The 20,634-nt window shown below is 59.2% G+C and carries 18 protein-coding genes; 10 read left to right on the top strand and 8 right to left on the bottom strand.

Annotated elements, in window-relative coordinates; all coding sequences use genetic code 11:
- Positions 1–28: 28 nt before the first annotated feature.
- Positions 29–475, bottom strand: coding sequence for an NUDIX hydrolase (locus tag ACZ0AZ_RS25550; RefSeq protein WP_039763306.1), 447 nt, complete (start codon positions 473–475; stop codon positions 29–31).
- Positions 476–678: 203 nt separating this feature from the next.
- Positions 679–2,904, bottom strand: a complete 2,226-nt coding sequence (locus tag ACZ0AZ_RS25545; protein ID WP_071172899.1) for an NADP-dependent isocitrate dehydrogenase — start codon at positions 2,902–2,904, stop codon at positions 679–681.
- 481 nt (positions 2,905–3,385) lie between these two features.
- Between ACZ0AZ_RS25545 and icd the strand changes: the two genes are divergently transcribed.
- Positions 3,386–4,642, top strand: a complete 1,257-nt coding sequence (gene icd, locus ACZ0AZ_RS25540; protein WP_039763304.1) for an NADP-dependent isocitrate dehydrogenase — start codon at positions 3,386–3,388, stop codon at positions 4,640–4,642.
- Between the two features lie 74 nt (positions 4,643–4,716).
- Here icd and cspD read toward each other — a convergent pair whose 3' ends face one another.
- Positions 4,717–5,004: a cold shock domain-containing protein CspD gene (cspD, locus tag ACZ0AZ_RS25535; RefSeq protein WP_080769441.1), complete on the bottom strand. Its 288-nt coding sequence runs from the start codon at positions 5,002–5,004 to the stop codon at positions 4,717–4,719.
- Between the two features lie 224 nt (positions 5,005–5,228).
- On the opposite strand from cspD, the gene clpS reads away from it, so the two are divergent.
- On the top strand, positions 5,229–5,612 hold the full coding sequence (clpS, locus tag ACZ0AZ_RS25530) for an ATP-dependent Clp protease adapter ClpS (RefSeq protein ID WP_011334948.1): 384 nt from the start codon (positions 5,229–5,231) through the stop codon (positions 5,610–5,612).
- Positions 5,613–5,642: 30 nt separating this feature from the next.
- Positions 5,643–7,913: an ATP-dependent Clp protease ATP-binding subunit ClpA gene (clpA, locus tag ACZ0AZ_RS25525; protein WP_039763303.1), complete on the top strand. Its 2,271-nt coding sequence runs from the start codon at positions 5,643–5,645 to the stop codon at positions 7,911–7,913.
- A gap of 518 nt (positions 7,914–8,431) precedes the next feature.
- Here clpA and infA read toward each other — a convergent pair.
- The 3 genes from infA to aat form a co-directional block, all read right to left on the bottom strand.
- Positions 8,432–8,650: a translation initiation factor IF-1 gene (infA, locus tag ACZ0AZ_RS25520; protein WP_002553999.1), complete on the bottom strand. Its 219-nt coding sequence runs from the start codon at positions 8,648–8,650 to the stop codon at positions 8,432–8,434.
- A gap of 112 nt (positions 8,651–8,762) precedes the next feature.
- Positions 8,763–9,470: an arginyltransferase gene (locus ACZ0AZ_RS25515; protein ID WP_129999545.1), complete on the bottom strand. Its 708-nt coding sequence runs from the start codon at positions 9,468–9,470 to the stop codon at positions 8,763–8,765.
- Between the two features lie 58 nt (positions 9,471–9,528).
- The gene (gene aat, locus ACZ0AZ_RS25510; protein ID WP_129999544.1) at positions 9,529–10,209 is read right to left on the bottom strand and encodes a leucyl/phenylalanyl-tRNA--protein transferase; all 681 of its coding nucleotides are present in this window, start codon (positions 10,207–10,209) and stop codon (positions 9,529–9,531) included.
- A gap of 522 nt (positions 10,210–10,731) precedes the next feature.
- Between aat and ftsK the strand changes: the two genes are divergently transcribed.
- The 6 genes from ftsK (at position 10,732) to cysG (ending at position 18,395) form a co-directional block, all read left to right on the top strand.
- The gene (gene ftsK / locus ACZ0AZ_RS25505; protein ID WP_039763299.1) at positions 10,732–13,140 is read left to right on the top strand and encodes a DNA translocase FtsK; all 2,409 of its coding nucleotides are present in this window, start codon (positions 10,732–10,734) and stop codon (positions 13,138–13,140) included.
- Between the two features lie 65 nt (positions 13,141–13,205).
- Positions 13,206–13,826, top strand: coding sequence for an outer membrane lipoprotein periplasmic chaperone LolA (gene lolA / locus ACZ0AZ_RS25500; RefSeq protein WP_042609224.1), 621 nt, complete (start codon positions 13,206–13,208; stop codon positions 13,824–13,826).
- 181 nt (positions 13,827–14,007) lie between these two features.
- A complete protein-coding gene (locus ACZ0AZ_RS25495) occupies positions 14,008–15,330 on the top strand; it encodes a replication-associated recombination protein A (protein ID WP_039763297.1) in 1,323 nt (440 codons plus the stop codon).
- Complete coding sequence (crcB, locus tag ACZ0AZ_RS25490) at positions 15,330–15,704, top strand: fluoride efflux transporter CrcB (RefSeq protein ID WP_016775261.1); 375 nt, start codon at positions 15,330–15,332, stop codon at positions 15,702–15,704. Before ACZ0AZ_RS25495 ends, crcB begins: the two co-directional genes overlap by 1 nt.
- 15 nt (positions 15,705–15,719) lie before the next feature.
- Entirely contained in the window at positions 15,720–17,000 is a 1,281-nt protein-coding gene (serS, locus tag ACZ0AZ_RS25485; RefSeq protein ID WP_039763296.1) for a serine--tRNA ligase, read from the top strand.
- Entirely contained in the window at positions 17,001–18,395 is a 1,395-nt protein-coding gene (gene cysG, locus ACZ0AZ_RS25480; protein ID WP_039763295.1) for a siroheme synthase CysG, read from the top strand.
- 43 nt (positions 18,396–18,438) lie between these two features.
- Here the strand turns inward: cysG and ACZ0AZ_RS25475 are convergent, their stop codons facing one another.
- A complete protein-coding gene (locus ACZ0AZ_RS25475) occupies positions 18,439–18,633 on the bottom strand; it encodes a hypothetical protein (RefSeq protein ID WP_192553272.1) in 195 nt (64 codons plus the stop codon).
- A gap of 108 nt (positions 18,634–18,741) precedes the next feature.
- Between ACZ0AZ_RS25475 and thpR the strand changes: the two genes are divergently transcribed.
- Positions 18,742–19,281, top strand: coding sequence for an RNA 2',3'-cyclic phosphodiesterase (gene thpR / locus ACZ0AZ_RS25470; protein WP_463538417.1), 540 nt, complete (start codon positions 18,742–18,744; stop codon positions 19,279–19,281).
- Positions 19,282–19,535: 254 nt separating this feature from the next.
- Here the strand turns inward: thpR and ACZ0AZ_RS25465 are convergent, their stop codons facing one another.
- Entirely contained in the window at positions 19,536–20,633 is a 1,098-nt protein-coding gene (locus ACZ0AZ_RS25465) for a polyamine ABC transporter substrate-binding protein (RefSeq protein WP_024013335.1), read from the bottom strand.
- Position 20,634: the final 1 nt, after the last annotated feature.

Here is a 20,634-nt window from a genome sequence, read left to right as displayed (position 1 = left end):
CGATTCTATCAGGCTCGCGGCCGCAAGGCTAAAGAGAAGGGCGGATCAGTTCGAGGCTGAAGTGATGACCGGCCAGATAATCGTCGATGCAACGGATGATCAGCTCGCTGCGCCAGTTGTCGCGCTGGGCGACTAATTCGTCGCGGGTCAGCCACTTGGCGCCGACGATGCCGTCGTCGAGTTGGTAATCCGGGTGATGCTGCACGGCTTTGGCGCTGAAGCATATGCGCTGGTAAGTCACGCCGTTGCTCGGCGCGGTATACAGATAAATGCCGATCACGCCGGTGGGTTCGACGTCCCAACCGGTTTCTTCGAGGGTTTCGCGAATCGCCGCGTCGATCAGGGTTTCATCCGGATCGAGATGCCCGGCGGGCTGGTTGAGCACATTGCGCCCGCCCTTGTGCTCTTCAACCATCAGAAAACGGCCGTTGTCCTCGACGATGGTGGCGACGGTGATGTGGGGGAGCCATTCCATAAAACCTTCCTCAATCTGTTGGTTAAACCCCAATCCCTGTGGGAGCTGGCTTGCCAGCGATAGCGGTGGTTCAGTCACCATCCATGCTGGATGATAAACTGCCATCGCTGGCAAGCCAGCTCCCACAAAGTTTTGTGGTGATCACAAAACCCGGAAACACAAACCCCGGCACAAGGCCGGGGTCTGTTTACCGCATTACAACCTTAAACCAGCGCAGCGATCGCCGCGTTGAAGGTTGCGCTTGGGCGCATGGCCTTGCTGATCAGCTCGGCGTCGGCGTGGTAGTAACCACCGATGTCGACTGGCTTGCCCTGAACGGCGTTGAGTTCGGCAACGATGGTTGCTTCGTTCTCGGTCAGGGTTTTCGCCAGCGTCGCGAACTGCGCTTGCAGTGCCGCGTCTTCAGTCTGGGCCGCCAGGGCCTGAGCCCAGTACATCGCCAGGTAGAAGTGGCTGCCGCGGTTGTCGATGTTGCCGACTTTACGCGATGGCGACTTGTTGTTGTCGAGGAACTGGCCGGTGGCCTGGTCCAGGGTTTTCGACAGCACCAGCGCTTTCGGGTTGTTGTAGTTCACGCCCAGATGCTCAAGGGAAGCGGCGAGGGCGAGGAATTCACCCAGCGAATCCCAGCGCAGGAAGTTCTCTTCAACCAGTTGCTGCACGTGCTTTGGCGCCGAACCGCCAGCGCCGGTTTCGAACAGACCACCGCCGTTCATCAGCGGCACGATCGACAGCATCTTGGCGCTGGTGCCCAGTTCCATGATCGGGAACAGGTCGGTCAGGTAGTCGCGCAGTACGTTGCCGGTCACCGAAATGGTGTCCTTGCCTTCGCGGGTGCGCTGCAGGGTGTACTTCATCGCATCGACCGGCGCCATGATCTGGATGTCCAGACCGCTGGTGTCGTGATCCTTCAGGTACGCCTGAACCTTCTCGATCACTACGCCATCGTGGGCGCGCATCGGGTCGAGCCAGAAGATCGCCGGCGTGCTGCTCGCGCGAGCACGGTTGACGGCCAGTTTGACCCAGTCCTGGATCGGCGCGTCTTTGGTCTGGCACATGCGGAAGATATCGCCGGCTTCGACAGCCTGCTCCATCAGCAGCTTGCCTTTGCTGTCGGTGACGCGAACAACGCCGTCTGCCTTGATCTGGAAAGTCTTGTCGTGGGAACCGTACTCTTCGGCTTTCTTCGCCATCAGACCGACGTTCGGCACGCTGCCCATGGTGGTCGGGTCGAAAGCGCCGTTGGCTTTGCAATCTTCGATCACGGCCTGGTAGATGGTCGCGTAGCAGCGATCCGGGATCACCGCCTTGGTGTCGTGCAGCTGGCCGTCGGTGCCCCACATCTTGCCGGAGTCACGGATCATCGCTGGCATCGAGGCGTCAACGATGACGTCACTCGGCACGTGCAGGTTGGTGATGCCCTTGTCGGAGTTGACCATCGCCAGCGACGGACGAACGGCGTAGACCGCGGCGATATCGGCTTCGATCTGCGCTTGCTGCTCGGCCGGCAGGGCCTTGATGCGTGCGTACAGGTCGCCGATGCCGTTGTTCAGGTTGAAGCCGATCTGGTTCAGCACGTCAGCGTGCTTGGTCAGTGCGTCTTTATAGAACTCGGCAACGATCTGGCCGAACATGATCGGGTCGGAGACCTTCATCATGGTCGCTTTCAAGTGCACCGAGAGCAGCACGCCCTGGGCCTTGGCACTTTCGATTTCGGCAGCGATGAACGCACGCAGGGCGTTTTTGCTCATCACGGCGCAGTCGAGGATCTCGCCAGCCTGAACGGTGGTTTTTTCTTTCAGAACGGTGGCAGCACCGTCTTTGGCGATCAGTTCGATCTTCACAGCGTCAGCGGCGTCGATCAGGACAGCTTTTTCGCTGCCGTAGAAATCGCCGGTGCTCATGTGCGCAACGTGGGACTTGGAGTCTTTGGCCCAGGCGCCCATTTTGTGCGGGTGCTTGCGTGCGTAGTTCTTCACCGACAGCGGAGCGCGGCGGTCGGAGTTGCCTTCACGCAGAACCGGGTTCACGGCGCTGCCCTTGACCTTGTCGTAACGCGCCTTGGCGTCTTTGTCGGCGTCGCTGGTCACGGTTTCCGGGTAGTCCGGCAGGTTGTAGCCCTGCGCCTGCAGCTCTTTGATCGCGGCTTGCAGTTGCGGTACCGAAGCACTGATGTTCGGCAGCTTGATGATGTTGGCTTCAGGCGTAACGGCCAGGTCGCCCAGTTCGGCGAGGTGGTCGGCTACGGCTTTGTCGCCCAGTTGCTCGGGGAAGCTTGCCAGGATGCGCGCTGCAAGAGAGATATCGCGGGTTTCCACGGCGATATCGGCCGAGGCGGTGTAAGCCTCGATGATCGGCAGCAGGGAATAGGTGGCGAGGGCAGGAGCTTCGTCGGTGAAGGTATAGATGATCTTCGAGCGGGTGGGCATATTCGGATTAACTCTCTCTTCTTTGCTAAAGCGTGCGCAGAAACTCGAGGGGCGCCGGGTAAGCGCGTTCGTTCAAAGTCATCCATGAACCGAATGTCGAGATTCTTCGCGGTGATGTTGGGTGCATCAGTAGAGCGTCAAGCAGTCAGGCTGCGGTAACAACCCGACCAATCAGGCGGAAAGTCTCGTGCTAGAGAGGCCAGCCGTCGTGACCCTGTGGTCAGCGGGCGGCATTATACATAGGTAGCTGGCAATCTGCCGATGGTTCATATGCAACGATTCTCGTCCATTGGTCTAAAGGTCGCAGGGCGGCATCGGGCAAAGACTCGTTACGAATGCTGGAGTTTGGCGCTTTTCCCTTTGCTTTCAGGCTTGTACGAAACGAGATGTACGCGGCGGCGGAACATAGGGTTTGCGTGTTGATACAACTGGGTTACGCTCGAAGCAAGCCAGGTGTTCAATCCAAACAATGGAGTTCAGCATGGGTTACAAGAAGATTCAGGTTCCAGCCGTCGGTGACAAAATCACTGTCAATGCAGACCATTCTCTCAATGTTCCTGATAACCCGATCATCCCCTTCATCGAAGGTGACGGTATTGGTGTCGACATCAGTCCGGTGATGATCAAGGTTGTCGATGCTGCTGTTGAAAAGGCCTACGGCGGCAAGCGCAAGATTTCCTGGATGGAAGTCTACGCCGGCGAAAAAGCCACTCAGGTTTATGACCAGGACACCTGGCTGCCGCAGGAAACCCTCGACGCGGTCAAGGATTACGTGGTCTCCATCAAAGGCCCGCTGACCACTCCGGTTGGTGGCGGCATCCGCTCACTGAATGTCGCCTTGCGTCAACAACTCGACCTGTACGTCTGCCTGCGTCCGGTGCGCTGGTTCGAAGGCGTGCCGAGCCCGGTGAAAAAACCCGGCGACGTCGATATGACCATCTTTCGCGAGAACTCCGAAGACATTTACGCCGGTATCGAGTGGAAGGCTGGTTCGCCGGAAGCCACCAAGGTCATCAAATTCCTTAAAGAAGAAATGGGCGTCACCAAGATCCGTTTCGACGAAAACTGCGGCATCGGCGTCAAGCCGGTATCGCGCGAAGGGACCAAGCGCCTTGCGCGTAAAGCCCTGCAATACGTGGTCGACAATGATCGCGACTCGCTGACCATCGTGCACAAAGGCAACATCATGAAGTTTACCGAGGGTGCCTTCAAGGAATGGGCCTATGAGGTGGCGGCCGAAGAATTCGGCGCGACCCTGCTCGACGGCGGTCCGTGGATGCAGTTCAAGAACCCGAAAACCGGCAAGAACGTTGTGGTCAAGGACGCCATCGCCGACGCCATGCTCCAGCAGATCCTGCTGCGCCCGGCCGAATACGATGTGATCGCTACGCTCAACCTCAACGGTGACTATCTGTCCGATGCCCTGGCGGCAGAAGTCGGTGGTATCGGTATTGCGCCGGGCGCCAACCTCTCCGATACCGTGGCGATGTTCGAAGCGACCCACGGTACCGCGCCGAAATATGCCGGCAAGGACCAGGTCAACCCGGGCTCGCTGATTCTCTCGGCTGAGATGATGTTGCGTCATATGGGCTGGACCGAAGCGGCGGACCTGATCATCAAGGGCACCAACGGTGCGATCAGCGCGAAGACTGTTACTTATGATTTCGAGCGTTTGATGGATGGTGCCAAGCTGGTGTCTTCTTCGGGGTTCGGCGATGCGTTGATTTCGCATATGTAAAACGCGGACAACCAAAAAAAACCGCCTGAATTTTCAGGCGGTTTTTTTGTGGCTGATGTTCAGGTGGAAATCAGTCAGCTCATCGCTTTGGCCGTGGCAGCGGCGGCCGCAGCAGCGGCGCCGACTGCACCGCCGACAGCCGGGTCGGGCGCTGCAATGACGACGTTGTGAATTTCGATTGCATGCAGGCCCTTTGGCCCTTGGATGATGTCAAATTTCACGGCTTGCCCGGCCTTAAGGGTCTTATATCCATCCATCTTGATCGCCGTGTAATGCGCAAACAGGTCTTCCGACTTGCCATCCTCAATGATGAAGCCGTACCCCTTGGCATTGTTGAACCATTTCACCTTGCCGACAGCCATGCTCAAATCCCTCTGCAACAGACTCCATCGCTGGAGTATCATCCACGACATCCGCAATCGAATTCGATAAAAGAATTGACTCCGCGGATCTTTTTTACCCACTGTGGGCTCTATTGGTTGTAACACCGTTTTCCCGATAGTCAAGGTGACCGGGCAGTCGTAGTTGAAAACGTGTGCAACCGCCCCCACCACTGTATTCGCACAACTGACGAACCTTTTTTTCCATGCATGCAATCAGCCAGATTCGACTAACATTCAATCAGGATCGCCCGCTTCTCCAAAAGGATCTTCCACAGGAGCACGACGACGATTCGGCAGGCGTTGCTGTTCAGGAAGCAAAGCCCGCGTTACAGGCGCCGCCGATGTACAAGGTGGTTTTGTTCAACGATGACTACACACCGATGGATTTCGTCGTCGAAGTGCTCGAGGTGTTTTTTAACCTGAATCGCGAGCTGGCGACCAAGGTCATGCTGGCCGTCCATACAGAAGGCCGGGCAGTATGTGGAGTGTTTACCCGCGACATCGCCGAGACAAAGGCCATGCAGGTCAACCAGTACGCCAGGGAAAGCCAGCATCCGCTACTCTGTGAAATCGAGAAGGACGGTTAATCGCCGACCACTTGGGTATGAGGTGAAGCTATGTTAAACCGCGAGCTCGAAGTCACCCTCAATCTAGCCTTCAAGGAGGCTCGTTCGAAGCGTCATGAATTCATGACCGTCGAACATCTCCTGCTGGCCCTATTGGATAATGAGGCTGCCGCCACCGTTTTGCGTGCCTGCGGCGCAAACCTCGACAAACTCAAGCATGATCTGCAGGAGTTCATCGACTCCACCACGCCATTGATCCCCGTGCATGACGAGGATCGCGAAACCCAGCCAACCCTGGGCTTCCAGCGTGTCCTGCAGCGTGCTGTTTTCCACGTACAGAGCTCGGGCAAGCGCGAAGTGACCGGCGCCAACGTGCTGGTCGCTATCTTCAGTGAGCAAGAGAGTCAGGCCGTGTTCCTGCTGAAACAGCAGAGCGTGGCGCGCATTGATGTCGTCAACTACATCGCCCACGGCATTTCGAAAGTGCCGGGGCATGGCGATCACTCTGAAGGTGAACAAGATATGCAGGACGACGAGGGCGGTGAGTCTTCTTCTTCAGGCAATCCTCTGGATGCTTATGCCAGCAACCTCAACGAACTTGCGCGCCAGGGTCGCATCGATCCGCTGGTCGGCCGTGAATCGGAAGTCGAGCGTGTCGCGCAGATTCTCGCGCGCCGGCGTAAGAACAATCCGCTGCTGGTCGGTGAAGCAGGCGTGGGTAAAACCGCGATTGCCGAAGGCCTGGCCAAGCGCATCGTCGACAATCAGGTGCCGGATCTGCTGGCCAATGCGGTTGTTTATTCGCTCGATCTTGGCGCTCTGCTCGCGGGCACCAAGTATCGCGGTGATTTCGAGAAGCGCTTCAAGGCACTGCTCAATGAACTGAAAAAACGTCCGCAGGCGATCCTGTTCATCGACGAGATCCACACCATCATCGGTGCGGGCGCTGCGTCGGGTGGCGTGATGGACGCGTCCAACCTGCTCAAGCCGCTGCTGTCGTCTGGCGACATTCGCTGCATCGGTTCGACCACGTTCCAGGAATTCCGCGGCATCTTCGAGAAGGACCGCGCCTTGGCCCGTCGTTTCCAGAAGGTCGATGTCGTAGAGCCGTCGGTGGAAGACACCATCGGTATCTTGCGTGGCCTCAAAGGGCGCTTCGAGCAGCATCACAGCATCGAGTACAGCGATGAGTCATTGCGTGCCGCCGCCGAACTGGCGTCGCGCTATATCAATGACCGGCACATGCCGGACAAGGCTATCGACGTGATCGACGAGGCGGGCGCCTACCAGCGTCTGCAGCCGGTGGAGATGCGCGTCAAGCGTATCGATGTGCCACAGGTCGAAGACATCGTCGCGAAAATCGCGCGGATTCCGCCAAAGCACGTCACCAGTTCCGACAAGGAGCTGCTGCGTAATCTGGAGCGTGACCTGAAGCTGACGGTATTTGGTCAGGACGCGGCAATCGATTCGCTGTCGACCGCGATCAAGCTTTCCCGTGCCGGGCTCAAGTCGCCGGACAAGCCGGTCGGTTCGTTCCTGTTCGCAGGGCCTACCGGTGTCGGTAAAACCGAGGCTGCGCGTCAGTTGGCCAAAGCGCTGGGTATTGAACTGGTGCGTTTCGACATGTCCGAGTACATGGAGCGTCATACCGTATCGCGTCTGATCGGTGCGCCTCCGGGTTATGTCGGTTTCGACCAGGGCGGTCTGTTGACCGAAGCGATCACCAAGCAGCCGCATTGCGTATTGCTGCTCGATGAGATCGAGAAGGCGCATCCGGAAGTCTTCAACCTGCTGCTGCAGGTCATGGACCACGGTACGCTGACCGATAACAACGGGCGCAAGGCGGACTTCCGCAACGTGATCGTGATCATGACCACCAACGCCGGTGCCGAAACGGCCGCGCGGGCTTCGATCGGTTTCACCCATCAGGATCACTCGTCTGATGCGATGGAAGTGATCAAGAAGAGTTTCACGCCGGAATTCCGCAACCGCCTGGACACCATTATCCAGTTTGGTCGCCTCAGCCATGAGGTCATCAAAAGCGTGGTGGACAAGTTCCTCACCGAGCTTCAGGCGCAGCTGGAAGACAAGCGCGTGTTGCTCGAAGTTACCGATGCGGCGCGCAGCTGGCTGGCGGCCGGGGGTTACGATTCGGCGATGGGCGCACGTCCGATGGCGCGTCTGATCCAGGACAAGATCAAGCGTCCGTTGGCGGAGGAGATTCTGTTTGGCGAACTGGCCGAGCATGGCGGTGTGGTGCACATCGACATCAAGGACGGGGAGTTGACGTTTGACTTCGAAACTACGGCAGAGATGGCCTGACGGCTGTGGATCAAGAGGGCGCCTTCGGGCGCCTTTTTGTTGCTCGTTGTTTAGTGGTTTTAGGTGTATATCCGTTGCTGCGGTAACGGCTGCTTAGGGTTTCGCCCTTACGGCGACTCACTTTTTTTACAAACGCCTAAAAAAAGTAAGCAAAAAACGCTTGCTCCTGCGTTCGGCCCTCGCAGGCTCGGGTTCCTTCGCTCCGGGACTGATCCGGGCGCAGCGGCTACGGTTTGCTTCGCTGCACCTCCTTCCGCTGTGTCTGGCTGCGCCAGACGGTCGCTGCGCTCCCACGCCCGGATCAGTCCCTCCGCTCAGCCTCCCGAAGTCGCCCGTGGATCAAGATCAAAAGCAGGCGAGCTGACACTCGACCTCAGGGCGAATGCTCATTGTGTAGGAGCTGCCGAAGGCTGCGATCTTTTGATTTGCATGCTGTAAGCGCGAAACCGCCAGCCCCAAACCTCTAAACCCAGACACAAAAACGCCCGGCATAACCCGGGCGTTCTGTATTGACTTGATTAACGAGCGCGGTAAGTGATCCGCCCTTTGCTCAAATCATAGGGCGTCAGCTCGACGCGCACTTTGTCACCGGTAAGAATACGAATGTAGTTCTTGCGCATCTTGCCGGAAATATGCGCGGTTACGACGTGCCCATTTTCCAACTCCACACGAAACATGGTGTTGGGCAGGGTGTCGACGACAGTGCCTTCCATTTCGAAGCTGTCTTCTTTCGACATGCAGTAAAGCCCTCGGTATCCAATGAATGGCCCGGTGCAACTGCGCCAGGCAAAAGCGGCGTGCATTGTGCCCGAAAAATGGTGTTTACGCCAAGGGGTTTAGGCCGCAGGTTCAGTTCAGGACGACCCAGCGCTGATTGATCAGCAATTCGATGGGTCGATATTGCGTCTTGTAGTTCATCTTTTTGCAGTTCTTGATCCAGTACCCCAGATACACCGCCTCAAGGCCCAGACGCTGGCTCTCGGCGATTTGCCAGAGGATCGCGTAACGACCGAGGCTGCGGCGTTCTTCGTTCGGTTCGTAGAACGTATACACCGCAGACAGGCCGTTGGGCAGCAGATCGGTGACCGCTACCGCGAGCAACCGTCCGTCGAGTCGAAACTCGTAGAAGCGCGAGAAGGGCAGGTCACGCACCAGGAACGTCGAGAACTGGTCACGGCTCGGCGGGTACATGTCGCCGTCGGCGTGCCGCTGTTCGATGTAGCGCTGGTACAGGTCGAAATATTCTTCGCTGAATTGCGGCTTGACCGGCTGCACCTGCAGATCGGCGTTGCGCTTGAAGATACGCTTCTGCTGACGGTTGGGGATGAACTGAGCGGAAGGAATGCGCGCAGGCACGCACGCATTGCAATTCTGGCAATGCGGCCGGTACAGGTGATCGCCGCTGCGACGAAAGCCCATTTCCGACAGATCTGCGTAGACGTGCACATCCATGGGCTGACTCGGGTCGAGAAACAGCGTCGTGGCCTGCTCCTCGGGCAGATAACTGCAAGAGTGGGGCTGAGTGGCATAGAACTTCAATCGCGCCAACTCGGTCATGAATCAACCCTCGGGATAAGCTGGTGGATTAAGTGTAAGCCACCTGCGCAAAAGTCGCTCAGCAAACCCAGGTCGCCGAATTCGGTTGATCGAGATGGCGCTGCAGATAGTCGGCGAAGTCGCCGCGCGGAATTGACCGCGCACCGAGGCTGTGCAGGTGATCCGTCGGCATCTGGCAATCGATCAACACAAAACCGGCTGCTTTCAAATGCTGCACCAGCGTGGCGAAGCCGTATTTGGAAGCGTTGTCGGCGCGGCTGAACATCGACTCGCCGAAAAACAATTGGCCCATCGCCAGGCCGTACAGGCCGCCCACCAGTTGTCCATCGTCCCAGACCTCAACCGAATGAGCGAAGCCGCGTCGATGCAGTTCTACGTAAGCATCCTGCATGGCCTCGGTGATCCAGGTGCCGTCGGCGTAATCACGCGGTGCAGCGCAGGCGCGGATGACGGCGTCGAAATCCTGATCGAAGGTCACTTGATAGCGTTGCTTGCGCAGCAATTTGGCAAGACTGCGCGAGACGTGCAGTTCGTCGGGGAAAAGCACGGTGCGAGGGTCTGGCGACCACCAGAGAATGGGTTGGCCTTCGGAGAACCAGGGAAAGCAGCCATGGCGATAGGCCTGAATCAGACGGTCGGCGGACAGATCGCCGCCGGCAGCGAGCAATCCGTTCGGCTCGCGCATGGCTTTTTCCAGGGGCGGAAAGGTCAGGGAATTACGTTGTAACCAAGTCAGCATGGCATCCGGGCTTGCAGAAGGGGAGGGCGGTCAGGGGAGCGTAAAGACCCCGTGGAAGAGTTTGCCGCGAAACGCCGTCAATGTCCTGCACCGATGTTTGATGGAGTGAGCATTGAGCTGCAACTCGATGTGTCGTCCGTGGTCGTAAGCGTCACCGTATCGATGCCTGTACGCATTCCGTCCAGCGAATTCGGCCGGCCTCGCTACGTTCATCAAATACACGTCATAAGCCTTTGTCACAAAAGACAATGCATGCTCCAATTGCAACGCAATTCGCATCCGTTTGGCTATGCTCAAGGCTCTGCTCTCAAGCATGGCATCGGGCGCACAAACCCGTACAATGCCGGGTTGTGACGGGCTTTTCGCTGTGCACAGTGTTTATGGCTGTGTTTATAAAACCAGTGGCACAGTGTTAAAAGTAGTCTCAGTTGAGCTTTTCACCTTTTTTACCTGCCTGGATTGGGCAGTTTTTTATCGTCATTCAATAGATGGACGCGCCTCGGGCGCAGGAAAAGAAGCGTTTTGAAGAAGACCACCGAAGCACCCAAAACAGTCGTTCCGCTCTGGCGCCAGCAACTGCACTACCGGCTCAAGGAAGGTGCATTGATCGCCATTGGCGCCTTGTGCCTGTTCCTGATGATGGCTTTGCTGACCTACGGCAAGGACGACCCCGGCTGGAGCCATAACAGCAAGATCGATGATGTGCAGAATTTTGGCGGTCCGGCCGGCTCGTACAGCGCCGATATCCTGTTCATGGTGCTCGGTTACTTCGCCTATATCTTTCCGTTGCTGCTGGCGGTCAAGGCGTACCAGATTTTCCGTCAACGCCATGAACCGTGGCAGTGGAGCGGCTGGCTGTTCTCCTGGCGTCTGATCGGTCTGGTGTTTTTGGTGCTTTCCGGTGCTGCGCTCGCGCACATTCATTTCCATGCCGCGACCGGCCTGCCGGCCGGCGCTGGCGGTGCCCTGGGCGAAAGCCTTGGCGATCTGGCAAAGAATGCGCTGAACATCCAGGGCAGCACGCTGCTGTTCATCGCGCTGTTCCTGTTCGGCCTCACCGTATTTACCGACTTGTCGTGGTTCAAGGTGATGGACGTCACCGGCAAGATCACCCTCGATCTGTTCGAACTGTTCCAGGGCGCGCTCAACCGCTGGTGGTCGGCGCGCACCGAGCGCAAGCAACTGGTCGCGCAACTGCGTGAAGTCGATGACCGCGTCCACGATGTGGTCGCACCGACTGTCACCGACAAACGCGAGCAGGCCAAGGTCAAGGAACGCCTGATCGAGCGCGAGCAAGCGCTGAGCAAGCACATGTCCGACCGCGAGAAACAGGTGCCGCCGGTCATCGCGCCGGCACCGGCCAAGGCGCCGGAGCCGAGCAAACGCGTGCAGAAAGAGAAGCAGGCGCCGTTGTTCGTCGACAGCGCGGTGGAAGGCACCTTGCCGCCGATTTCGATTCTTGATCCTGCGGAAAAGAAACAGCTCAACTATTCGCCTGAATCCCTGGCAGCGGTCGGCCACTTGCTGGAAATCAAGCTCAAGGAGTTCGGCGTCGAAGTCACGGTGGATTCGATTCATCCGGGTCCGGTGATTACCCGTTACGAAATTCAGCCGGCGGCCGGCGTGAAGGTCAGCCGTATCGCCAACCTGGCCAAGGACTTGGCGCGATCGCTGGCAGTGACCAGTGTGCGGGTGGTCGAGGTGATTCCCGGCAAGACCACTGTCGGTATCGAAATCCCCAACGAAGACCGTCAGATCGTGCGCTTCTCCGAGGTGCTGTCGACGCCTGAGTACGACAACTTCAAATCGCCGGTCACCCTGGCGCTCGGTCACGATATCGGCGGCAAGCCGGTCATCACCGACTTGGCGAAGATGCCGCACTTGCTGGTGGCCGGTACTACCGGTTCGGGTAAATCGGTGGGCGTGAACGCGATGATCCTGTCGATCCTGTTCAAGTCCGGCCCGGACGACGCCAAGCTGATCATGATCGACCCGAAAATGCTCGAACTGTCGATCTACGAGGGTATCCCGCACCTGCTCTGCCCGGTTGTGACCGACATGAAGGACGCGGCCAACGCCTTGCGCTGGAGCGTTGCCGAGATGGAGCGTCGCTACAAGCTGATGGCCAAGATGGGCGTGCGTAACCTGTCCGGCTTCAACGCCAAGGTCAAGGAAGCCCAGGAGGCCGGCGAGCCGTTGAGCGATCCGCTGTACAAGCGCGAAAGCATTCACGACGAAGCGCCATTGCTGCAGAAACTGCCGACCATCGTCGTGGTGGTCGATGAATTCGCCGACATGATGATGATCGTCGGCAAGAAGGTTGAAGAACTGATCGCCCGTATCGCCCAGAAGGCGCGTGCGGCGGGGATTCACTTGATCCTCGCGACCCAGCGCCCTTCGGTGGACGTGATCACCGGTCTGATCAAGGCCAACATCCCGACTCGGATGGCGTTCCAGGTGTCGAGCAAGATCGACTCGCGGACGATCATCGATCAGGGTGGCGCCGAGCAACTGCTGGGTCACGGTGACATGCTCTACATGCCTCCGGGCACCAGTCTGCCGATCCGCGTGCACGGCGCGTTCGTTTCCGACGATGAGGTTCACCGCGTGGTCGAGGCGTGGAAACTGCGCGGCGCGCCGGAATACAACGACGACATCCTCAACGGTGTCGAAGAGGCGGGCAGCGGCTTTGAAGGCAGCAGTGGTGGTGGCGACGGTGATGATCCGGAAGCCGACGCGCTGTATGACGAAGCGGTGCAGTTCGTCCTCGAAAGCCGTCGCGCGTCGATTTCCGCTGTTCAGCGCAAGCTGAAGATCGGTTACAACCGCGCTGCGCGGATGATCGAGGCGATGGAGATGGCGGGCGTCGTCACCTCAATGAACACCAACGGTTCGCGTGAAGTCCTGGCCCCGGGCCCGGTACGCGACTGATTCACAAGCAAGAGGCGGGACAATGACGTTCCGCCACTCTCCCACGAGTATTCAAGAGGACTCTCATGCGCCTTATCCGCATGCTGTTGCCAGTACTGGCGCTGACCACACTCACGGCCCACGCCGATGAAAAGGACGTGGCGCGTCTGACCCAATTGCTCGAAACATCGAAAACCCTGTCGGCCAACTTCTCGCAGTTGACCCTCGACGGCGGCGGCACCCAATTGCAGGAAACCACCGGCAACATGACTCTGCAGCGTCCGGGCCTGTTCTACTGGCACACCAACGCGCCAGCCGAGCAGACCATGGTCTCTGATGGCAAGAAAGTCACCCTGTGGGACCCGGACCTGGAGCAGGCCACCATCAAGAAGCTCGACGAGCGTCTGACCCAGACCCCTGCGCTGCTGCTGTCCGGCGATGTCTCGAAGATCAGTCAGAGCTTCGACATCAGTGCGAAAGAGGCGGGCGGTGTGATCGACTTCACCCTCAAGCCAAAAACCAAGGACACCTTGTTCGACAACCTTCGCCTGTCGTTCCGCAACGGCCTGCTCAATGACATGCAACTGATTGACAGCGTCGGCCAGCGTACGAATATCCTGTTTACCGGGGTCAAGGCCAACGAAGCGGTGCCGGCGTCGAAATTCAAGTTCGACATTCCAAAGGGTGCCGACGTCATCCAGGAATAAACACCGGCCCTTTGTGGTGAGGGCCTGCTATTGAGGGGCTATTGTGGCGAGGGGATTTATCCCCGTCCGGCTGCCGAGCAGTCGTCGCTTTTGGGGCCGCTTCGCAGCCCAACGGGGATAAATCCCCTCACCACAGGTTCTTCAGCAGATTTCAGAAAATCAGAGGTTTCAACGCTACGTGATGGATCTGTTTCGCAGTGCACCGATTGCCCAACCCTTGGCCGCGCGTCTGCGTGCGGCCAATCTGGATGAGTACGTCGGTCAGGAGCACGTGCTCGCTCGCGGCAAGCCTCTGCGCGAGGCGCTGGAGCAGGGCGCGCTGCATTCGATGATCTTCTGGGGGCCGCCGGGCGTGGGCAAGACCACTCTGGCGCGCTTGCTCGCGGAAGTCTCCGATGCGCACTTCGAAACGGTCTCGGCGGTGCTCGCCGGCGTCAAGGAAATCCGCCAGGCCGTCGAGATTGCCAAGCAGCAGGCCGGCCAGTACGGCAAACGCACGATCCTGTTTGTCGACGAAGTACACCGCTTCAACAAGTCGCAGCAGGACGCCTTTCTGCCATACGTTGAAGACGGCACGCTGATCTTCATCGGCGCCACCACCGAAAACCCATCTTTCGAACTCAACAACGCCTTGTTGTCACGTGCCCGTGTGTACGTGTTGAAAAGCCTCGACGAAGCGGCGCTGCGTAAACTGGTGCACCGCGCACTCACCGAAGAGCGCGGCCTGGGCAAGCGTAACCTGACCCTGAGCGATGAGGGTTTCCAGATGCTGCTGTCCGCCGCTGATGGCGATGGCCGGCGTCTGCTCAATCTGCTGGAGAACGCCTCCGATCTGGCTGAAGACAACAGCGAAATCGGCACCGAGCTGCTGCAAAGCCTGCTCGGCGATACCCGGCGACGTTTCGACAAGGGCGGCGAGGCGTTCTACGACCAGATCTCGGCGCTGCACAAATCGGTGCGCGGCTCCAACCCCGACGGCGCGCTGTACTGGTTTGCGCGGATGATCGACGGCGGCTGTGATCCTCTGTATCTGGCGCGGCGCGTGGTGCGCATGGCCAGCGAAGACATCGGCAACGCCGATCCGCGCGCGCTGAGCCTGTGCCTGGCCGCGTGGGAAGTGCAGGAGCGGCTCGGTAGCCCCGAAGGCGAACTGGCTGTCGCTCAAGCCATTACTTATCTGGCCTGTGCACCGAAAAGCAACGCGGTGTACATGGGCTTCAAAACCGCACTGCGTGCCGCTGCCGAAAACGGTTCGCTGGAAGTGCCGCTGCACCTGCGCAATGCGCCAACCAAGCTGATGAAACAATTGGGTTATGGCGACGAGTACCGCTACGCCCATGACGAGCCCGACGCCTATGCCGCCGGGGAAGACTATTTCCCGGAAGAACTCGAGCCGATTGCGTTCTATCAGCCAGTGCCCCGTGGCCTGGAGTTGAAGATCGGCGAGAAGCTCAATCACCTCGCGCAACTCGATCGTCTGAGCCCTCGGCAGCGGAGAAAATAGTGGTTCCATTGATCCTTGCAGTGTCGGTCGGCGGTGTTGCCGGCACATTGTTGCGCTTCGCCACGGGTAATTGGGTCAGCGCCAATTGGCCGCGGCACTTCTATACCGCGACGCTGGCCGTTAATATTGTGGGCTGCCTGTTGATCGGCGTGTTGTACGGCCTGTTTTTGATACGCCCGGAGGTGCCGATCGAGGTGCGTGCCGGGTTGATGGTCGGCTTCCTCGGGGGGCTGACGACTTTTTCATCTTTTTCACTGGATACGGTGCGCCTGCTGGAAAGCGGGCAGGTGTTGCTGGCCCTGGGCTATGCGGCACTCAGCGTATTCGGCGGGCTGCTCGCCACGTGGGCCGGCCTGTCCCTGACCAAACTTTGATAACGAGAAACCGACATGCTCGATTCCAAACTGTTACGTAGCAACCTTCAGGACGTAGCGGACCGCCTGGCTTCCCGTGGCTTTGCCCTGGACACCGCGCGCATCGAAGCGCTGGAAGAACAGCGCAAGACCGTCCAGACCCGCACCGAAGCACTGCAGGCTGAGCGTAATGCGCGTTCCAAATCCATCGGCCAGGCCAAGCAGCGTGGCGAAGACATCGCGCCGTTGATGGCAGATGTCGAGCGCATGGCGGGCGAACTGAGCGCTGGCAAGGTCGAGCTGGACGCGATCCAGACCGAACTGGATTCGATCCTGCTTGGTATTCCCAACCTGCCGCATGAGTCGGTTCCGGTCGGCAAGGACGAAGACGACAACGTCGAAGTGCGTCGTTGGGGCACGCCGACCCAGTTCGATTTCGAAGTAAAAGACCACGTCGCCCTCGGCGAGAAGTTCGGCTGGCTGGATTTCGAAACTGCCGCCAAGCTGTCCGGTGCACGTTTCGCCTTGCTGCGGGGTCCGATCGCCCGCCTGCACCGCGCGCTGGCGCAGTTCATGATCAACCTGCACGTCAACGAGCATGGCTACGAAGAGGCTTACACGCCTTACCTGGTCCAGGCCCCGGCGCTGCAAGGCACTGGCCAGCTGCCGAAATTCGAGGAAGACCTGTTCAAGATCGCCCGCGAAGGTGAAGCCGATCTGTACCTGATCCCGACGGCCGAAGTGTCACTGACCAACATTGTTGCCGGCGAAATCGTCGATTCGAAACTGCTGCCGATCAAGTTCGTCGCCCACACCCCGTGCTTCCGCAGCGAAGCCGGTGCGTCGGGCCGGGATACGCGCGGCATGATTCGTCAGCACCAGTTCGACAAAGTCGAAATGGTCCAGATCGTCGAGCCGTCGCAATCGATGCAAGCGCTGGAAGGCCTGACCGCCAACGCCGAAAAAGTCCTGCAACTGCTCGGTCTGCCTTACCGCACCCTGGCACTGTGCACCGGTGACATGGGCTTCAGCGCGGTCAAGACCTACGACCTAGAAGTGTGGATTCCGAGCCAGGACAAGTACCGCGAAATTTCCTCGTGCTCCAACTGCGGCGACTTCCAGGCCCGTCGCATGCAGGCGCGTTTCCGCAACCCGGAAACCGGCAAGCCCGAGCTGGTGCACACCTTGAACGGTTCCGGCCTGGCGGTCGGTCGTACTCTGGTGGCAGTGCTGGAAAACTACCAGCAGGCCGACGGTTCGATCCGCGTGCCGGACGTGCTCAAGCCGTACATGGGTGGCCTTGAGGTCATCGGCTAAATGAAATATCTGCCGCTGTTTCACAACCTGCGCGGCAGTCGTGTGTTGGTTGTCGGTGGGGGGGAAATTGCCTTGCGCAAATCCCGCCTGCTGGCCGATGCCGGTGCGCTGCTGCGGGTGGTCGCACCTGAGATTGAAACGCAACTGGCTGAACTGGTCGCTGCCAGCGGCGGCGAATGCCTGCTGCGTGGTTACGCCGAAACGGATCTGGACGGTTGCGGGCTGATCATTGCCGCGACCGACGACGAAACGCTAAACGCGCAAGTCTCCACCGATGCCCACCGGCGTTGCGTGCCGGTCAATGTGGTGGATGCGCCGGCCTTGTGCAGCGTGATCTTCCCGGCAATCGTCGACCGCTCGCCGTTGATCATTGCAGTCTCCAGCGGCGGCGATGCGCCGGTATTGGCGCGCTTGATTCGCGCCAAGATTGAAACCTGGATTCCTTCGACTTACGGTCAGCTCGCCGGGCTCGCGGCGCGCTTCCGCCATCAGGTAAAAAACCTGTTTCCGGATGTGCAGCAGCGTCGCGGCTTCTGGGAAGACGTTTTCCAGGGCCCGATCGCTGATCGCCAACTGGCCGGGCAAGGCGCGGAAGCCGAGCGCCTGTTGCAGGCCAAGGTCGATGGCGAGCCCATGGTCACCACGGGCGAGGTTTATCTGGTCGGTGCCGGTCCGGGTGATCCGGATCTGTTGACCTTCCGCGCGCTGCGGCTGATGCAGCAAGCCGATGTGGTGCTCTATGACCGCTTGGTAGCGCCGGCGATTCTCGAATTGTGCCGTCGCGACGCTGAGCGGGTGTATGTCGGCAAGCGTCGCTCCGAACACGCCGTGCCGCAGGATCAGATCAACCAGCAACTGGTCGATCTGGCCAAGGCCGGCAAGCGCGTGGTGCGGTTGAAGGGCGGCGATCCGTTCATCTTCGGCCGCGGTGGCGAAGAGATCGAGGAACTGGCAGCCCACGGCATTCCGTTTCAGGTCGTGCCGGGCATCACGGCGGCCAGCGGTTGCGCGGCGTATGCCGGGATTCCGCTGACCCATCGTGACCACGCGCAATCCGTGCGGTTTGTCACTGGCCACTTGAAGGACGGTTCTACCGATCTGCCATGGGCCGACCTTGTCGCCCCGGCGCAGACGCTGGTGTTCTACATGGGCCTGGTCGGTCTGCCGATCATCTGCGAGCAGTTGATCAAGCATGGTCGTGCGGCGGATACCCCGGCGGCACTGATTCAGCAGGGCACCACGGTCAACCAGCGGGTCTTTACCGGCACCCTGGCCGACTTGCCGCGACTGGTGGCGGAGCATGAAGTACATGCGCCAACACTGGTGATCGTCGGCGAGGTGGTGCAGTTGCGCGAAAAACTGGCGTGGTTCGAAGGCGCTCAGGCACAGGTCTGAAACCCGGTCGCCTGCTTTGCGGGCAGGCGACCTCGGGTGTGCGTCACTCGGCAGACGGCGTGATGCGACAGCCCTTGCGGTTGCGGATCTGTTCGTCGGTTGGCCGTTCGCGGACGAATTCGAAGCGGGGTTCGCCTTCGTTGTAATGCACCAGCCAGCCCCATTCCAGTTCGCTTTCGTCCTGTCCAGGATTTGGTGGCCGGGCCCACCAGGGTTCTTTGCTGAGGATCTCGCGCATGGCAGCCTCCGGTTGTTGGCAATCCTTGAACTATAGCTTCCTGTCACGAGTCGTCAGAACAGGCTGTGTTGAATCGGCTCGATCATGACGAAAAAGGGGGGCAGGGCAATGATTGATGGGTTGCGCAAGGATGAGCCGTCGAAACGGCTGTTTTTTGCTTTGGATTGCCCGCCGGCGCAGCGCAAAGCCATCGCCCAGTGGCGTTCGGAACTGGGCCTGCGCAGCGGTAAACCGGTACCGGCGGATAACTTTCATCTGACTTTGCTGTTTCTTGGGGCGGTGCCGCTGGCGCAGATCCACGGCGTTTGTGAAGCCGCAGGCAGTGTGCGTATTCCGGGCGAAGCGTTGCAGCTTGCGCTGGATCGGTTGCAGGTCTGGCATCGCACCGGTGTGTTGTCGCTGGCGCCTGAGCAGGCACCGCCGGCGTTGTTGCGCCTGGTCTACGCGCTGGAGCAGGCAATGTTGCCGTTCGGTTTTGACGAGCCCACCCATGAGTTTCGCCCGCACCTGACCCTCGCCCGTGAATACCGCGCGCCGGAGCCAGAAGCGAGTACGCCGCCGGAGTTCTTTCTGCGCGCTGAACGCTTCGGCCTGTTCGAATCGCACAAGGGCCGCTATCGGGTTGTGCAGGACTGGCCGCTGATCTGAGCCGACAAAAAAAGGCGCCCGTAGGCGCCTGCAAATTCACCCGAGCCGAGGGAGCCGGGTGAGGCCGTTCAGACCAGGATGCAGCGGTGGTAAGGCGCTGCGTGAACGGAAATTTTCAAAATCTGGCCGGCTCACACCGATCCACTGTCGGAGCGAGCCTGCTCGCGAAGGCGTCGGCGCATCCAATATTTTCGTCGCCTGTCCTACCGCTTTCGCGAGCGGGCTCGCTCCCACATTTTTGATCATCGGTGTTTTTATTTACCGAGTTTCACCCGGGTCCAGCCACGGGTCATGATGCGCTGGGTGGCAATCGGCTGATCCGGCACCGCATACAAGGTTGCCATCACCGCTTGCGACGGATACGAGCCCGGTTCGTTACGAATCGCTTCGTCCACCAATGGCGTGGCCGCTGCGTTGGCGTTGCTGTAGCCGATGCTGTTGGTGACTTCGGCGATGATGTCCGGGCGCATCAGGAAGTCCATGAACAGGTAGGCGTTGTCGACGTTCGCCGCATCACGGGGGATGGCGACCATGTCGTAGAAACTGCCGGCGCCTTCCTTGGGAATGCTGTAGTCGATCACCACGTTGTTGCCCGATTCCACCGCACGCGCCTTGGCCTGCAGGACGTCGCCGGAGTAACCGACCGCCACGCAGATGTTGCCGTTGGCCAGATCGGAGATGTACTTCGAGGAATGGAAATACGCCACGTACGGGCGGATTTTCATGAACAGCGCTTCGGCCTCGGCAATGTGCGCCTTGTCCTTGTCGTTCACCGGATAGCCCAGGTAGTGCAGGGCGGCCGGGAGCATCTCGGTCGGCGAATCGAGGAAACTGATGCCACAGGCTTTGAGTTTTTCCGCATTCTCCGGTTTGAACAGCAGGTCCCAGGAGTTGGTCGGGGCGTTGGCGCCGAGTACTTCCTTGACCTTCGCCGGATTGAAACCGATGCCGATCGAGCCCCACATGTACGGGAACGCGTGAGCGTTGTCAGGATCACTGGCAGAGGCGTTTTTCAGCAGTACCGGGTTGAGATTCTTCCAGTTCGGCAGCTTCGATTTGTCCAGCGGCTGATAGACGCCGGCCTTGATCTGTTTGGCCAGAAAACTGTTCGACGGCACGACAATGTCGTAACCGGATTTGCCGGCGAGCAGGCGCGCTTCCAGGGTTTCGTTACTGTCGAAGACGTCGTAGGTCACGCGAATGCCGGTTTCGTCTTCGAATTTTTTCACGGTGTCTGGCGCGATGTAATCGGACCAGTTGTAAACACGCAGCACCTTGTCGTTGGCCTGGGCGCCCATGACCATTGCGCCCATTAAGGACAGTGTCAGCAGAGTCCTGCCAAACATTTTCATC

This window comes from Pseudomonas sp. AC239 (assembly GCF_979258545.1).
This window is presented reverse-complemented; position numbering and strand designations above follow the sequence as displayed.

What these genes read in the sequence shown, in the direction of transcription:
- ACZ0AZ_RS25550 (WP_039763306.1), bottom strand. Translation starts at nt 475, where the DNA reads ATGGAATGGCTCCCCCACATCACCGTCGCCACCATCGTCGAGGACAAC.
- ACZ0AZ_RS25545 (WP_071172899.1), bottom strand. Translation starts at nt 2,904, where the DNA reads ATGCCCACCCGCTCGAAGATCATCTATACCTTCACCGACGAAGCTCCT.
- icd (WP_039763304.1), top strand. Translation starts at nt 3,386, where the DNA reads ATGGGTTACAAGAAGATTCAGGTTCCAGCCGTCGGTGACAAAATCACT.
- cspD (WP_080769441.1), bottom strand. Translation starts at nt 5,004, where the DNA reads ATGGCTGTCGGCAAGGTGAAATGGTTCAACAATGCCAAGGGGTACGGC.
- clpS (WP_011334948.1), top strand. Translation starts at nt 5,229, where the DNA reads ATGCATGCAATCAGCCAGATTCGACTAACATTCAATCAGGATCGCCCG.
- clpA (WP_039763303.1), top strand. Translation starts at nt 5,643, where the DNA reads ATGTTAAACCGCGAGCTCGAAGTCACCCTCAATCTAGCCTTCAAGGAG.
- infA (WP_002553999.1), bottom strand. Translation starts at nt 8,650, where the DNA reads ATGTCGAAAGAAGACAGCTTCGAAATGGAAGGCACTGTCGTCGACACC.
- ACZ0AZ_RS25515 (WP_129999545.1), bottom strand. Translation starts at nt 9,470, where the DNA reads ATGACCGAGTTGGCGCGATTGAAGTTCTATGCCACTCAGCCCCACTCT.
- aat (WP_129999544.1), bottom strand. Translation starts at nt 10,209, where the DNA reads ATGCTGACTTGGTTACAACGTAATTCCCTGACCTTTCCGCCCCTGGAA.
- lolA (WP_042609224.1), top strand. Translation starts at nt 13,206, where the DNA reads ATGCGCCTTATCCGCATGCTGTTGCCAGTACTGGCGCTGACCACACTC.
- ACZ0AZ_RS25495 (WP_039763297.1), top strand. Translation starts at nt 14,008, where the DNA reads ATGGATCTGTTTCGCAGTGCACCGATTGCCCAACCCTTGGCCGCGCGT.
- serS (WP_039763296.1), top strand. Translation starts at nt 15,720, where the DNA reads ATGCTCGATTCCAAACTGTTACGTAGCAACCTTCAGGACGTAGCGGAC.
- cysG (WP_039763295.1), top strand. Translation starts at nt 17,001, where the DNA reads ATGAAATATCTGCCGCTGTTTCACAACCTGCGCGGCAGTCGTGTGTTG.
- ACZ0AZ_RS25475 (WP_192553272.1), bottom strand. Translation starts at nt 18,633, where the DNA reads ATGCGCGAGATCCTCAGCAAAGAACCCTGGTGGGCCCGGCCACCAAAT.
- thpR (WP_463538417.1), top strand. Translation starts at nt 18,742, where the DNA reads ATGATTGATGGGTTGCGCAAGGATGAGCCGTCGAAACGGCTGTTTTTT.
- ACZ0AZ_RS25465 (WP_024013335.1), bottom strand. Translation starts at nt 20,633, where the DNA reads ATGAAAATGTTTGGCAGGACTCTGCTGACACTGTCCTTAATGGGCGCA.